This window comes from Pantoea sp. USMM079, assembly GCF_037153115.1.
GTDB lineage: Bacteria > Pseudomonadota > Gammaproteobacteria > Enterobacterales > Enterobacteriaceae > Pantoea > Pantoea communis.
Genome location: NZ_JBBCKX010000014.1, coordinates 75,365 through 89,545, shown reverse-complemented (window position 1 = coordinate 89,545; position 14,181 = coordinate 75,365). Strand labels below are relative to the sequence as shown.

The 14,181-nt window shown below is 54.2% G+C and carries 13 protein-coding genes and 3 tRNA genes; 7 read left to right on the top strand and 9 right to left on the bottom strand.

What is annotated here, in order from left to right:
- Positions 1-145 precede the first annotated feature (145 nt).
- A complete protein-coding gene (gene argA / locus WFP70_RS17635; protein ID WP_337023948.1) occupies positions 146-1,474 on the bottom strand; it encodes an amino-acid N-acetyltransferase in 1,329 nt (442 codons plus the stop codon).
- Between the two features lie 232 nt (positions 1,475-1,706).
- Between argA and amiC the strand changes: the two genes are divergently transcribed.
- A complete protein-coding gene (gene amiC / locus WFP70_RS17630) occupies positions 1,707-2,942 on the top strand; it encodes an N-acetylmuramoyl-L-alanine amidase AmiC (RefSeq protein WP_160868327.1) in 1,236 nt (411 codons plus the stop codon).
- Positions 2,943-3,021: 79 nt separating this feature from the next.
- Here amiC and WFP70_RS17625 read toward each other — a convergent pair.
- The 3 genes from WFP70_RS17625 to WFP70_RS17615 all read right to left on the bottom strand — a co-directional run bounded on the left by WFP70_RS17625 (position 3,022) and on the right by WFP70_RS17615 (position 3,355).
- Positions 3,022-3,098 (bottom strand) — tRNA-Met (locus tag WFP70_RS17625).
- 51 nt (positions 3,099-3,149) lie between these two features.
- Positions 3,150-3,226, bottom strand: a tRNA-Met gene (locus WFP70_RS17620).
- Positions 3,227-3,278: 52 nt separating this feature from the next.
- Positions 3,279-3,355: transfer RNA gene (locus tag WFP70_RS17615), tRNA-Met, on the bottom strand.
- A 204-nt stretch (positions 3,356-3,559) separates the two neighbouring features.
- Here WFP70_RS17615 and mltA point away from each other — a divergent pair.
- Positions 3,560-4,708 (top strand): murein transglycosylase A, encoded by a 1,149-nt coding sequence (gene mltA / locus WFP70_RS17610; protein WP_337023947.1) that lies wholly within the window; start codon positions 3,560-3,562, stop codon positions 4,706-4,708.
- Between the two features lie 132 nt (positions 4,709-4,840).
- Positions 4,841-5,647 carry a tRNA cyclic N6-threonylcarbamoyladenosine(37) synthase TcdA gene (gene tcdA / locus WFP70_RS17605; RefSeq protein ID WP_160868328.1) on the top strand — a complete coding sequence of 269 codons (807 nt, stop codon included), beginning with the start codon at positions 4,841-4,843 and terminating at the stop codon, positions 5,645-5,647.
- Here the strand turns inward: tcdA and csdE are convergent.
- Positions 5,635-6,084 (bottom strand): cysteine desulfurase sulfur acceptor subunit CsdE, encoded by a 450-nt coding sequence (csdE, locus tag WFP70_RS17600; protein WP_097117983.1) that lies wholly within the window; start codon positions 6,082-6,084, stop codon positions 5,635-5,637. The genes tcdA and csdE overlap by 13 nt on opposite strands.
- 4 nt (positions 6,085-6,088) lie before the next feature.
- Entirely contained in the window at positions 6,089-7,294 is a 1,206-nt protein-coding gene (csdA, locus tag WFP70_RS17595) for a cysteine desulfurase CsdA (RefSeq protein ID WP_337023946.1), read from the bottom strand.
- A gap of 208 nt (positions 7,295-7,502) precedes the next feature.
- Between csdA and WFP70_RS17590 the strand changes: the two genes are divergently transcribed.
- The 4 genes from WFP70_RS17590 to rlmM all read left to right on the top strand — a co-directional run bounded on the left by WFP70_RS17590 (position 7,503) and on the right by rlmM (position 10,592).
- Positions 7,503-7,727: a YgdI/YgdR family lipoprotein gene (locus tag WFP70_RS17590; protein ID WP_034823084.1), complete on the top strand. Its 225-nt coding sequence runs from the start codon at positions 7,503-7,505 to the stop codon at positions 7,725-7,727.
- 408 nt (positions 7,728-8,135) lie between these two features.
- Positions 8,136-9,053, top strand: a complete 918-nt coding sequence (locus tag WFP70_RS17585; protein ID WP_337023945.1) for a transcriptional regulator GcvA — start codon at positions 8,136-8,138, stop codon at positions 9,051-9,053.
- A 50-nt stretch (positions 9,054-9,103) separates the two neighbouring features.
- Positions 9,104-9,499, top strand: a complete 396-nt coding sequence (locus tag WFP70_RS17580; RefSeq protein WP_034823080.1) for a DUF423 domain-containing protein — start codon at positions 9,104-9,106, stop codon at positions 9,497-9,499.
- The gene (gene rlmM, locus WFP70_RS17575; protein WP_097117981.1) at positions 9,492-10,592 is read left to right on the top strand and encodes a 23S rRNA (cytidine(2498)-2'-O)-methyltransferase RlmM; all 1,101 of its coding nucleotides are present in this window, start codon (positions 9,492-9,494) and stop codon (positions 10,590-10,592) included. Before WFP70_RS17580 ends, rlmM begins: the two co-directional genes overlap by 8 nt.
- 389 nt (positions 10,593-10,981) lie before the next feature.
- Here rlmM and xni read toward each other — a convergent pair whose 3' ends face one another.
- The 3 genes from xni to queF form a co-directional block, all read right to left on the bottom strand.
- A complete protein-coding gene (gene xni, locus WFP70_RS17570) occupies positions 10,982-11,737 on the bottom strand; it encodes a flap endonuclease Xni (protein WP_337023944.1) in 756 nt (251 codons plus the stop codon).
- Positions 11,738-11,775: 38 nt separating this feature from the next.
- Entirely contained in the window at positions 11,776-13,131 is a 1,356-nt protein-coding gene (gene ppnN / locus WFP70_RS17565; protein ID WP_034823077.1) for a nucleotide 5'-monophosphate nucleosidase PpnN, read from the bottom strand.
- Between the two features lie 186 nt (positions 13,132-13,317).
- On the bottom strand, positions 13,318-14,163 hold the full coding sequence (queF, locus tag WFP70_RS17560; RefSeq protein WP_337023943.1) for an NADPH-dependent 7-cyano-7-deazaguanine reductase QueF: 846 nt from the start codon (positions 14,161-14,163) through the stop codon (positions 13,318-13,320).
- Between the last annotated feature and the right edge of the window lie 18 nt (positions 14,164-14,181).

Sequence of the window (14,181 nt, the reverse complement as noted above, 5' to 3'; positions counted from 1 at the left end):
CCGCAGGCAATGCAGATGTTTTATTGGATGCGCGTGGATGCGCATCCTGACAACGTTATCAGTTTAAGACGTTGGGCAATTCCAGACCGTTTAGCGAAACCTACCCTACGCTGCCTTTAACCGCGCTAGCTGGCATTCCCCGCCGTTAGCGCAAATCCGCCATCAACACTTTTGAACGGCGCTGATAGTTATACATCTGCTTCTTACTCTCCGGCAGTGATTCAATATCCACCGGCGTAAAGCCGCGTTCCTGGAACCAGTGAATACTGCGGGTGGTCAGCACAAACAGCTTCTTCAACCCCATCTGGCGTGCCTGCAGGGCTACGCGCTCCAGCAGCAACTCGCCGCGTGAGGAACTGCGGTAGTCAGGATGCACCGCCACGCAGGCCATTTCACCAATCTGCTCATCCGGGAACGGATAGAGCGCGGCACAGGCAATGGTCAGGCTATCGCGCTGAATAATGGTGAACTTGTCGATCTCCATTTCCAGCTGCTCGCGAGAACGACGCACCAGAATGCCTTGCTGCTCCAGCGGGCGAATCAATTCGAGAATACCGCCGATATCGTTGATGGTGGCGCGGCGAATCTGCTCAGCGGACTCCATCACGATCTGCGTACCAATACCGTCACGGGAGAATAGCTCCTGAATCAGCGCGCCATCTTCCTGATAGCTAATCAGATGGCTACGACGCACGCCGCTGCGGCAAGCTTTCACCGCACCACGCAGGAAACGCACGGTGCCCGACAGGAAATCACCGTCGTTCTCCATCTCATCGATACGCGCCTGCGCTTCGTTGGGGAACAGCTCAGAGATAATGGTACCTTCGCGGTTGGTGACGCCTTGTTCAGAGCAGAAGCCAATCATTTTCTCGGCTTTCAGCTTAATCGCCAACTGCGTGGCCACTTCTTCTGATGTCAGGTTAAAGCTTTCACCGGTCACCGACACCGCGACTGGGCCGAGCAGCACAATGGCATCATTATCCAACTGACGATGGATGGCTTCTTCATCAATACGACGAATACGGCCGCTGTGGCAGTAGTCCACGCCATCATCGACGCCCAGCGGCTGGGCAATAATAAAGTTACCGCTTACCACGTTGATGTGCGCGCCCTGCAGCGGGGTGTTATTCAGGCTCATCGACAGACGTGCGGTGATATCCAGCTGCAAACGTCCTGCTGCCTGCTTCACCAGTTCCAGTGATTGGGCATCGGTTACGCGCGTGTGTTTGTGGTAAATCGGTTCCAGCTGCTGTTGCGCCATGCTGGCATCAATTTGCGGTCTGGCACCATAGACAACCACCAGGCGAATGCCGAGACTATGCAACAAGCCAATGTCGTTAACGATGTTGGAAAAGTTCTCATGCTCGATAGCTTCGCCGCCAAGCATAATGACAAAGGTCTTGTCACGGTGGGCATTTATATAGGGAACGGTATGGCGAAAACCCTGAACCAGTTCAGTACTACGTTCCTTCACGGCAAACCCTCTGTGAATGTTTATTCGTAATTTGTGTATTTTTATGCTCTTTTGCCAGCTAATGCAAGCGCCGGGCCTGACGTTACTTTACGATTTTCCTGATGCAACCCATGCTAACAGCCTGCATTATCTGGTTTTTCTGGCAAAACATGACACGGCTTGCTAAGCAAAGTTTTCGCCTTTCACTCGTCGATTGACGATATTTTAGACATTACACAGCAGTTGGAGCGGCATGTCCGAAGCATTTACACGACGACGATTATTACAGGGTGCGGGCGCGCTCATGCTATTAAGCGTAACGCGAACCGGGCTGGCGGCCAGTCAGCATATTGTGGCGGTGCGCATCTGGCCTTCGTCAACCTACTCCCGAGTGACGCTGGAGTCGAACGTCCCCCTCAAGTACAAACAGTTCACGTTGAGCAATCCCGATCGTCTGGTGATCGACATCGATAACCTGCATATCAATCCGGTCCTGAGAGGGGTGGATAAGCAGGTGCGCGTTGACGATCCCTATATCAAACATGCGCGAGTTGGCCAGTTTGATGCCAACACGGTGCGGGTGGTGCTGGAACTGAAACGCAACGTGGCGCCGAAGATCTTCACGCTGGCACCGGTTGCGGGCATCAAACATCGCTTAGTGGTCGATCTCTATCCGAGCCAGCCCTCGCCGGAAGAGGATCCGCTACTGGCGTTACTGAACGATTACAACCAGGGCGATCTTGAGCGAGATCAACCGGCGCAAGCACCTTTGCCGGGCAAAGCGGGGCGCGACCGTCCGATCATCATCATGATCGATCCCGGTCACGGTGGCGAAGATCCCGGCGCACATGGCAAATACAAAACGCGCGAAAAAGACATTGTGTTGAAGATTGGTCGCTATCTGAAGGCGCTGATCGACAAAGAGCGCAACATGAAGGCGTATATGACGCGCAACGAGGATGTGTTTATCCCGCTGCGCGTGCGGGTAGCGAAAGCACGTAAACAGCGCGCCGATCTGTTTGTCTCGATTCACGCCGATGCTTTTACCAGCCGTGCGGCGCGTGGTTCGTCGGTGTTCGCCCTTTCGACCAGCGGCGCAACCTCAACTGCCGCGCGCTTCCTGGCACAAACCCAGAACGAATCGGATCTGATTGGTGGGGTGAGCATGAGCGGTGACCGCTATCTGGATCACACCATGTTCGACATGGTGCAGCGGCAGACTATCAGCGACAGCCTGAAGTTCGGCAAAGAGGTGTTATCGCGCATGGGCCATATTAATCACCTGCATAAACGCACGGTGGATCAGGCGGGGTTTGCGGTGCTTAAAGCCCCAGATATTCCGTCGATTCTGGTGGAGACCGCGTTTATCAGTAATGTGGAGGAGGAGCGTAAGCTGCGCACGCCGCGTTATCAGCATCAGGTGGCTGAGGCGATTCTGCATGGGATTAAGGCGTATTTCGATAAAGGTGCGGTGCTGGCGCGTCGCTGAGAGGAGGGCGGCCACTGCGCCGCTTTTTTTACCGGAAGCCAAAAACAAAAAAACACCCGTTAAGGTGCTTATCTGTAATTGGTTGCGGGGGCCGGATTCGAACCGACGACCTTCGGGTTATGAGCCCGACGAGCTACCAGGCTGCTCCACCCCGCGTCCGTCTGCCGCGTTAAGCGACTTTTCACATTGTATTCTTCTTAAGACAATTGGTTGCGGGGGCCGGATTCGAACCGACGACCTTCGGGTTATGAGCCCGACGAGCTACCAGGCTGCTCCACCCCGCGTCCGTCTGACGCGTTACACGACTTTCAAATTGTCTCTTCACTTAAGAAGAATTGGTTGCGGGGGCCGGATTCGAACCGACGACCTTCGGGTTATGAGCCCGACGAGCTACCAGGCTGCTCCACCCCGCGTCCGTGGATGCGCACTATACTCTCGACGCGCGGCGATGCAACCCCTTTTTGTGTTAAAGCCTTAAATTTACAGCCAGTTGGTGATTAATAGTGCCATTGGGCGATTAATTGTACAGATGTGAGCGCGGTAACTCGTGGCGGATTTCATTCTCTCTGCCCCTTTGTTATCGTCGCGGTGCAAACAACCGAGAAAAAGAGAAAGTGATGAAAGGACATTGGGCGAAGTATGCACTTACTGGCGCGTTTCTCGCGCTGTTAGCAGGTTGTAGTTCTAAACCGACTGACCGTGGTCAGCAATATATTGATGGCAAGCTGGAGCAACCGCTTGGGCTGGTCAATGAACCGAATGCCAAAGGGCGTCCGGTGAATGGCAGAGATTTTGGTGTGCAGATTCAGCAGATTCAGAGTGCCTCCAGCGGCTTATACAGCCGCAACACCGGCACTTACAGCGCTATTCAGAACTGGCTGCTCTCCGGTGCCGATACCCGTCAGTTGAGCCAGTTTGGACTTAATGCTTATCAGATGGAAGGCACCGATAATTACGGTAACGTGCAGTTTACCGGCTACTACACCCCTGTGGTGGAAGCACGCTACACGCGTCAGGGTGAGTTCCAGTATCCCATTTATCGCATGCCACCGCGCACGCGCGGTCAGAAGCTGCCGAGCCGTGCTTCTATATATAGTGGCGGACTTGATGATCGTTACGTGATTGCCTGGAGCAACTCGCTGATCGACAACTTTATGATGGACGTGCAGGGGAGCGGCTACGTTGATTTCGGCGACGGTCGCCCGCTGCGCTTCTTTGGCTACGGCGGCAAAAATGGCTGGGCCTATCACAGCATCGGCAAAGAACTGATCGATCGTGGTGAAGTGAAGCGAGAAGATATGTCGATGCAGGCGATTCGCCAGTGGGCACAGGAACATACGCCGGAGCAGGTGCGTGACGTGCTGGAGACCAACCAATCATTCGTGTTCTTTAAGCCAGAAGAGTATGTGCCGGTGCGCGGTGCCAGCGCAGTGCCTTTGATTGCCAAAGCGTCTGTCGCATCCGATCGTTCATTGATTCCCGCAGGTACGGCGCTGTTAGCCGAAGTGCCGCAGTTGAACGATAAGGGCAAATTTAACGGCAAGTATGAGATGCGCCTGATGGTGGCACTGGATGTGGGTGGGGCGATCAAAGGTCAGCACTTCGACATCTATCAGGGTGTGGGTCCAGACGCTGCGCATCTTGCCGGATTTTATAATCACTATGGCCGCGTTTGGGTGCTGAAAGCCGCGCCAGGTGCAGGACAGCCGCTGTTCAGCAATCCGCAAAATGGCAATAATGGTTCACTGATTATCGGGGCGAATTGATATTCTTCCCTGCAGCAAATCAGCGGGAGTATTCAGCTGATTTGCCATGGGTCGCCAGTCTTCGCGATCCAATGCGTCCATCACTGTTTCTGTAGGGTGCGTATTCCTGCGCACCGCATCAAAAGGTTTGATATGAAAGTAGTCAGCGATGCCTGGCGGCAACGTTTTGGCGGTACGGCACGTCTGTATGGGGAAGAGGCGCTGCAGCGTTTTGCCGACGCCCATTTTTGTGTGATTGGTATCGGCGGTGTCGGTTCGTGGTCCGCCGAAGCGTTAGCGCGCACCGGGATTGGTAAAATCACGCTGATCGATATGGACGACGTCTGCATTACCAACACCAATCGCCAGATCCACGCCCTGCAAGGAAAAGTAGGACAAGCGAAAACCGAGGTGATGGCGGAGCGTATTCGCGCCATAAATCCTGAGTGCGAAGTGATCTGCATTGATGATTTCATCACGCCGGATAACACCGCTGAAATGCTGTCAGCCGGTTTTGATTACGTGATTGATGCGATTGACAGTGTGCGCCCGAAAGCCGCGCTGATTGCCTGGTGTCGTCGTAACAAGATTCCGTTGATCACCACTGGCGGTGCGGGCGGGCAGATCGATCCGACGCAGATTCAGGTCAGCGATTTAGCCAAAACCATTCAGGATCCGCTGGCGGCAAAACTGCGTGAGCGCCTGAAGAGTGATTTTGGCGTGATCAAAAACAGCAAAGGTAAGCTGGGCATTGATTGTGTGTTTTCGACGGAAGCGCTGGTGTATCCGCAGCTGGATGGCAGTGTCTGCACTTCCAAAAGTACCGCTGAAGGCCCAAAGCGTATGGATTGTGCGGCGGGCTTCGGTGCGGCCACCATGGTGACCGCCACTTTCGGGTTTATCGCGGTGTCGCACGCGTTGAAGAAATTCCTCGCGCGTGCGGCGCGTCAGGCTGCTTGATGCGCGCGCGCGTGGCGCTGCACTGCATCCGCCAACGCTTTTAAGCCACTGCTGCGTGAGGCGCTAAGCTGCGCACGCAGGCCTAAAGTATCAAACAACGCCAGCGGATCCTGTGCTAACAGATCGGCTGGCGTTTTGCCTTCCACCGCCGTCAACAGCACCGCCAGCAAACCGCGCACGATGCGGCCTTCACTGTCGCCGTAAAAGTGCAGTTTGCCGTTGGGTAGCCGTTGGCTGCTCAGCCAGACACGATTTTCGCAACCGCTCAGCTCAATCTCTGCCGTCTTCACGTCATCTTCCAGAGCAGGCAGCTGGCGGCTGAGCTGGATCAGCTGGCGATAGCGATCTTCCCACTGATGAAAATGGGAAAATTTTTCGGTCAGGCTGGCTTCAGTAATCACATCGCCAAACGGATGTGGGCCGATCAGGGTGGTCATAACGTTATTCACTCAATAGGTCTACGGCATGATGCATGGCGCGCACCAGCGCATCCACGTCCTGCAAATTATTATAGGGGGCGAATGATACGCGCAGGGTGCCGCTGACACCCAGTGCCGCCATTAAAGGCTGTGCACAGTGCTGTCCGGCGCGCAGCGCAATATCCTGCTCTGCCAGCAGCGTGACAATATCGCTGTGATGAATGTCCGCGATATCAAACGCCAGCAGACTGGCATTACCACAACGGAAACTGCGAAAGCCGGGAATCTCGCCTAATTGCTCTTCGGCGAGGCTGGCCAGTTGCTGGCTCCACATCTCTGCTTTTTCAGCGTGGTGATGCGACAGCCATTCCAGCGCCGCGCTCAGGCCCACCACGCCCGCGACATTGGGCGTGCCGGCTTCAAATCGCCACGGTACCGCCTGCTGCGTGAAGCCATTAAAGTCGACGTGCGTTAACATCTTGCCGCCGCCTTGCCACGCATCCATCTCTTCCAGCAGCTCGGCTTTGCCGTACAGCGCACCGATGCCCATTGGTCCATACAGCTTGTGCGCGGAGAAGGCGTAAAAGTCGATGTCCAGCGCCTGAACGTTGGGGGGCGCGTGCACCACGCCCTGTGCGCCATCTACCATCACTTTGGCGCCAACATGATGTGCCAGGGTAATCGCCTGTGCCAGATCCGGACAGCCACCGGTGACATTCGACATCTGCCCAATCGCCAGCAGCTTAGTGCGTGCGTTTAGCAAATCAGGCAGTAGACGAATATCGGGCAGACGATCCGCGCCAATCGGCCATTTCACCACTTTCGCGCCTGCGGCTTGTGCCACCTTTAACCACGGCACCAGATTGGCGTGATGCTCGGCTTCGCTGACTACGATTTCATCGCCAGGTTGTAAGCGCGGTGCCAGCCAGCTGTGCGCCACCAGATTGATGGCCTCCGTGGTGCCACGCGTCCAGACAATCTGACGTTCATTGCTCGCGTGCAGCCATTTGGCCACTCGGCCGCGCGCCTGTTCATACTTCTCTGTCAGGTCGCGTGCTGATTTGAACTGGCTGCGATGCACGGTGCCTGCGCTCAAGCTATAGAACTGCGATGTGGCGTCGATCACAGCCTGAGGCTTCAGGGCAGTGGCTGCGCTATCAAGATAAACGCCCGCATCGCTTAATGCCGGAAACTGCGCACGGAAGGCGGTTGGGGAGAAGATGGTCATACGAAACCCACTGTATTCAATTTTAGGACCAGGCTGAAACCCGGCCGATTCGCTGGCAAAGCTGGAAAAGCGCGTTATGCTATTTATTGCAAGGTTTGAACCGCAACCCGCATAACGAATCGACCTTTACCAGTCGATTTCACTTTTTGCTGCCTCTGGTCAGCGCTTGCGGGTGGTTTAATGCAATCAATCTGCAAGGAGATAGAAGATGAAAAAACTCGCCGCAGTGCTGGCCGTGTGTACCATGGCCTTTACCCTGGCTGCTTGTTCCAGCAATTATGTCATGCATACCAATGATGGTCGCACCATTGTAGCGGACGGGAAACCGAAAGTTGACGATGAAACCGGTATGATCAGTTATAAAGATGCCAATGGCAACGAGCAGCAGATCAATCGTACAGATGTGAAAGAGATGGTTGAGATGGGGCAGTAAGCAGCAAGCCAAAAATTTCCCGGAGAAATTTTTACGTCGCTTCAGTGACGGCCCGAAAGGGGTACACAGGGATGTGTAGGACAAAAAAAAGCACCGCAATTTGCGGTGCTGTATAAAATCACTTGGACAGACAGGGTAAATCTACAGGAATTAAAAGCTTGATCTGCAATCGTCAGATCAAAATGCAAACACAACATCACGACCACAAGCCAAAAGCTCTCCAAAAGTCTGCGATCTCTCGCACGTTTCCAGAAATCTTTTCGTTCCGGCTCAGGAAGTGCGGCAACTATAGGTATTTGCTGGAGCTTCCTCAACGGACAAATTATAATGTCTCGGATTAAAATAACTAATACGTAACGACCTTGTATAAGTCGGACTGTTACCTTGTGAATCCGCTGATGGAAAACCATGTCTAAACGCCTTCCACCGCTTAATGCTTTACGCGTCTTCGATGCTGCAGCCCGCCATTTAAGCTTTACAAAAGCCGCTGAAGAGCTGTTTGTCACCCAGGCAGCTGTTAGCCACCAGATTAAATCTCTGGAAGATTTTCTCGGTCTAAAGCTATTTCGACGGAGGAATCGTTCGCTTTTACTGACAGAAGAAGGTCAAAGCTACTATCTGGATATTAAAGAGATCTTCTCGGCTATCAACGATGCGACGCGTAAACTTCAGGCGCGCAGCGCGAAGGGTGCTTTAACCGTCAGTCTGTTGCCCAGCTTTGCCATTCAATGGCTGGTACCCCGTCTTTCCAGCTTTAATATGGCTTATCCGGGCATCGATGTGCGTATCCAGGCGGTGGACCGTGATGAAGAGAAACTGGCCGATGATGTTGATGTGGCGATTTTCTATGGGCGCGGTAACTGGCCGGGTCTGCGCGTTGAGAAACTGTATGCCGAATATTTGCTGCCGGTCTGCTCGCCCATGTTTCTGACTGGCGACCATCCGCTTAAAACGCCCGCCGATCTGGCACACTTTACGCTGCTGCATGATGCTTCGCGCCGCGACTGGCAATCCTATATCCGTCAGCTAGGATTGCAGCACATTAATGTGCAGCAGGGGCCGATCTTCAGCCATAGCGCGATGGTGCTGCAGGCGGCGATTCACGGCCAGGGCGTGGCGCTGGCTAATAATGTGATGGCGCACAGTGAAATTGAAGCTGGACGGCTGGTCTGTCCATTTAATGACGTGTTAGTCAGTAAAAATGCTTTTTATCTGGTTTGTCATGACAGCCAGGCAGAACTGGGTAAAATAGCCGCCTTTCGTCAGTGGATCCTGGAAAAAGCCGCAGCTGAACAAGAAAAATTCCGCTTTCGCTACGATCACTAACGCGTTGAGTGCTGCACATTGATGTGCAGTGTCATCCTGAGGAACAATGAATGTCCAGTCGTGCCATGTTTGTGTTTGCCGCCATCAGCGGATTTCTGCTGGTGGCCTTTGGTGCTTTTGGGGCACACGTGCTGAGCAAATCGCTCGGCCCGGCCGAAATGGCGTGGATCCACACCGGTCTTGAATATCAGGCCTATCACACATTAGCGGTGATCGGTCTGGGTGCAGCCATGCTGCGTCGCGCCAATATCTGGTTTTACTGGAGCAGCGCTGCGCTGGCGCTTGGCACCGTGTTGTTCAGTGGCAGCCTGTATTGTTTAGCGTTGTCGCACTTGAAGTTTTGGGTTTTTGTTACGCCAGTGGGAGGGTTGTTCTTCCTGATTGGCTGGTTCTTGATGTTGATTGGCGCATTGCGTCTTAAACGAAAGGCGGATCGCCATGAATAAAGTTTTACTCTATTGCCGTCCTGGCTTTGAGAAAGAGTGTGCGGCAGAGATCAGCGCCAAAGCCGCTGAACGTGAAGTTTACGGTTTTGCCCGTGTCAAAGATGATTCTGGTTACGTGCTCTATGAGTGCTATCAGCAGGAAGATGCCGAAAAGCTGATTCAAACGCTGCCGTTTGCCGAGCTGATTTTTGCCCGTCAGATGCTGGTGGTGGGTGAACTGCTGCGCGATTTGCCGCCAGAAGATCGTATTACCCCGATTGTCGGCATGCTAACCGGTGTGGTGGAGAAGGGCGGCGAGCTGCGTGTCGAAGTGCCGGATACCAATGAAGCGAAAGAACTGACCAGGTTCTGTCGTAAGTTAACCGTACCGCTGCGCGCCAGCCTGCGTGAGAGCAAAATCCTGCTCAACTACGAATCGCCGAAACGCCCGGTGGTGCATGTGTTCTTTATTGCACCGGGTACCTGCTATGTCGGTTACTCGCTGCCAGAGAACAACTCACCATTCTATATGGGCATCCCGCGCCTCAAGTTCCCGTCGGATGCGCCAAGCCGTTCAACGCTGAAGCTGGAAGAGGCGTTTCACGTCTTCATCCCGGCCGATGAGTGGGATGAGCGCCTGGGCAGCGGCATGTATGCCGTGGATCTTGGCGCGTGTCCTGGCGGCTGGACCTATCAGCTGGTTAAACGCAGCATGTGGGTGTACGCCGTAGATAACGGCCCGATGGCGCCCAGCCTCATGGATACCGGGCAAGTCACGCACTGCCGTGAAGACGGTTTCAAATACCGCCCATCGCGCAATAACATTAGTTGGCTGGTGTGTGACATGGTGGAGAAACCCGTTCGCGTCGCCAGTTTGATGACGGAGTGGCTGGTCAACGGCTGGTGCCGTGAGGCGATTTTCAACCTCAAGCTGCCGATGAAAAAGCGTTATGAAGAAGTGACGCAAAATCTGGCCATGATGGATGCGGCATTGAAAGAGAAGGGCGTGAATGCCCAGATTCAGGCGCGCCAGCTGTATCACGATCGGGAAGAGATTACTGTACATGTGCGCCGGCTTTGGGCGGCTGTGGGCGGCCGTCGCGACGAACGCTAAATTTCCCGTCATACTTCGCGCCACAGGTGCGTTGGCTACGTTTATACGCCCCAGTCACATACTGATGTATGTCTCTGGGGACTTAATAAACTTGCCGATCCTGCTTCATACTTTGCACTACAGCGGCGTTGGCTGCGCTTGTTCGCCCCGGTCACATACTGGCGTATGCTCCCGGGGACTCACGCACTTGCCGCCTTGCTGTAGTACAAATTATTTCGCAGGATCTCTCGGGTTAAGTTCGTCGCAGTGCAATTTTTTGCACCTATCACCTATCACCTATCACCTATCACCTATCACCTATCACCTATCACCTATCACCTATCACCTATTACCTATCACCTATCAATAGATTCGCGGGTTTATGTGGCAGAGGGTGCTGCAACCGCTATTCAAGCCTTATACCGCAACGTATTTAAATTCCCCTGCAGAACCAAATCGCGTTTTAACGTTGAGACCTGGCGGCAAATCTCTGCTATCTGCTGGTGGTCGCGCAATTTCTTTTGCCACTTTTCCGGAACCTGATCGAACTGCTGATAAAGAGCTTCAAGGGTGCCGAACTGCGTGAGTAAATCGCGGGCGCTTTTGGGGCCAATGCCGGTAACGCCGGGGATTTTGCTGCTGCTAATGCCGCACAGTCCCCAGTAATCGGGTAATTGTGCGGGCGTGACGCCAAACTCGTGCTCGATGAAAGGCACGTCCAGCCAGCGTTTCTGGAAATAATCACGGATGCGGATATTCGGCGCTAAAAGCTGGCAATAACCTTTGTCGGTGGAGACGATAGTTGCCTGATGTCCGGCATCGGCCATTTTCACCGCCAGCGTGGCAGCGAGATCGTCAGCTTCATCGAGATCGGCGACCCAGCAACGCACGCCGACAGCCTCAAAGGCCTGCTGGATAACGGGCATCTCCATCTGCAAATCATCCGGCATCGGTGGGCGGCCCGCTTTGTAATCGGGCAGCAGTTGATGCCGCCAGCCAGGGTGGCGATCGTGGCTATCGAATACCGCCACGACGTGCGTCGGTTGCGTGTGGCCTAAAAGCTGATGCAGCGCGGCAACGCAGGCTTCGCGGCAGGGCGTGCCTTGCACGGCATGCAAACGGCGGATCAGGTTCAGCGCATCAATAATCAGAAGATGAAACGACATAGTGATAATGGCAGCCCGCAGGCTGCCTTCCTGATGGGTTATTTAATGATTTCGTAGCAGGGGATGTAGGCACTGCCTGGTAACTTCATACGCTGCTGGGCGACGAAGCCCTGCAGCAGTTCATCCATGCGATGCATGATGTCGGCGTCGCCGTGCAGTTTGTACGGACCTTTTTCACGAATTTCGCGGATGCCCACTTCCTTCACGTTTCCTGCCACGATACCTGAGAAGGCGCGACGCAAATCAGCGGCCAGTTTCTCAGCAGGCTGGTTCGGGAACAGTTTCAGATTGGCCATGTTTTCGTGTGTTGGAACAAACGGCACCTGCAACTCTGGCGCGATGCGGATTGACCAGTTAAAGCTATAAGCATCGCCAGTTTCACGACGATACTCTTTCACCTGCGGCATCGCTTTCTTCATCAGACGCGCCACTTCAGCAGCATCATCAATGATGATCTTGTAGTGCTTACGCGCGGTTTCACCCAGCGTATTAACAATGAAATCATCCAGAACGCGGAAGTAGTCGGCGCTCTCTTTCGGGCCGGTGAGAATCAGCGGCAGAACCTGATCGCTGTTGTGTGGATTCATCAGAATCCCCAACAGATACAGCAACTCTTCTGCGGTGCCAACACCACCCGGGAAAATCACGATGCCATGGGCAATACGCACGAAGGCTTCAAGGCGTTTTTCGATATCCGGCATGATGATCAGTTCATTCACCAGCGGATTCGGTGGCTCAGCCGCGATAATCGACGGTTCGGTCAGACCAATGAAACGGCTGTCATGATAGCGCTGCTGGGCATGACCCACCGCGGCACCTTTCATCGGCGCTTCCATCACGCCAGGCCCACAGCCGGTGCAGATGTTGAGTTCACGCAGGCCCATTTGCGTACCGACATTGCGGCAATACTGATACTCCACCGCGTTAATCGAGTGACCACCCCAGCACACCACGGTGTTGGGATATTCGCCAATGTGCAGCGCACGCGCGTTACGCAGAATCGAAAACACCTGATTCGTGATGTGAGCGGAATCATCAGCGTTTTTCTGATCGCTGCGCTCAAGCTGGCCATTCACAAACAGAATATCGCGCAACACGGCAAACAGGTTGGCCTGCAATGAGCGGATAATACGGCCATCAACAAAGGCTTCTTCCGGAGGATTAATCAGTTCGAGTTTGACGCCGCGCTCACGGCGCAGCACGTTGATGTCGAAATTTTCAAAACGGGAGAGCAGTTCCTGACTACTGTCGGTCTGGCTGCCGGAGTTGAGCACCGCGAGTGAGCAGTTGCGAAAAAGCTGGTAAAGGTCGCTGCTGGCCGTTTGCTTCAGCATGTCGACTTCCAACTGGGAGAGCAGATCCATTGAGCCAAGCGGGCTGATATGTGTAATCAAGAGAACTCCTTTACACGCAAATGCGTGGCGGGTGACGCTGCGCTTAACTTGCTGAACGCAGTGACGAAAATCCTTCGGGACGCAGGTTTAGACCTTAGCGCCTTTGACAGAGTAACGTTGTACGCAGTGAATGCTCAAGTGGAACCGCGCATCCGTGCTGCGGCCTGCGAGGCGTCTCGCAATCTGTTACTGACGGACCAGGCGCGAAAACCCGGGAGAGAAGGGGACGTTGCTGCGCCACGGATTAATATCCAGTCCACCACGACGCGTATAACGTGCATAAACAGTGAGGGCTTCTGGTCGGCAAAAGCGTTGAATGTCGTTGAAAATGCGCTCAACGCACTGTTCATGGAATTCATTGTGCTGACGGAATGAGATCAGGTAACGCAGCAGGGCTTCACGATCAATACGTGGGCCTTTGTAGCGAATCATCACAGAGCCCCAATCGGGCTGATGGGTGATCAGACAGTTGGATTTCAGCAAATGGCTCACCAGCGTTTCTTCCACCACTTCACTGCCCGCAGCCTGCACTAAATAATCGGCGTTAAAAGCATAGTCGTGAATCTCGATATCCTGCTCGTCAATGACATCGCCAGTGAAATGGCCGATCGGCTGTCCTTCCACTTCGCCCAGACGGAACAGCGCCACGCTGACCTCGCCATTGGCGCAGGCGCGCAAATCGCGCTCGAGTGTCTGGCGCACTTCGCCCCAGTCAGCGAAACGCGTCTGGTTAAAACTGTTAAGATAGAGCTTAAAGCTCTTGGACTCGATCAGGTTTTCGCTGTCCGCGCGCAGTACCACTTCGCCTACCGCCACCTGCGGCACGCCTTTGCTGTTGAGCCAGGAGAGTTCGTACAGCGTCCAGATATCTGCGCCCTGGAACGGCAGATTATCCGGGTAGAGCCCCAGCGGTTCGCGATTCAGGCTGCGCGGCACCGATTGCAGCAGCGTGTTATCGTAGCGATCAACATAAGCCGTGGGCTTACCTAACGTCAGGCCGCTTAACGCCTGATCGCGGTTTTCAGAAGACATATCGGTTACCACTAAATT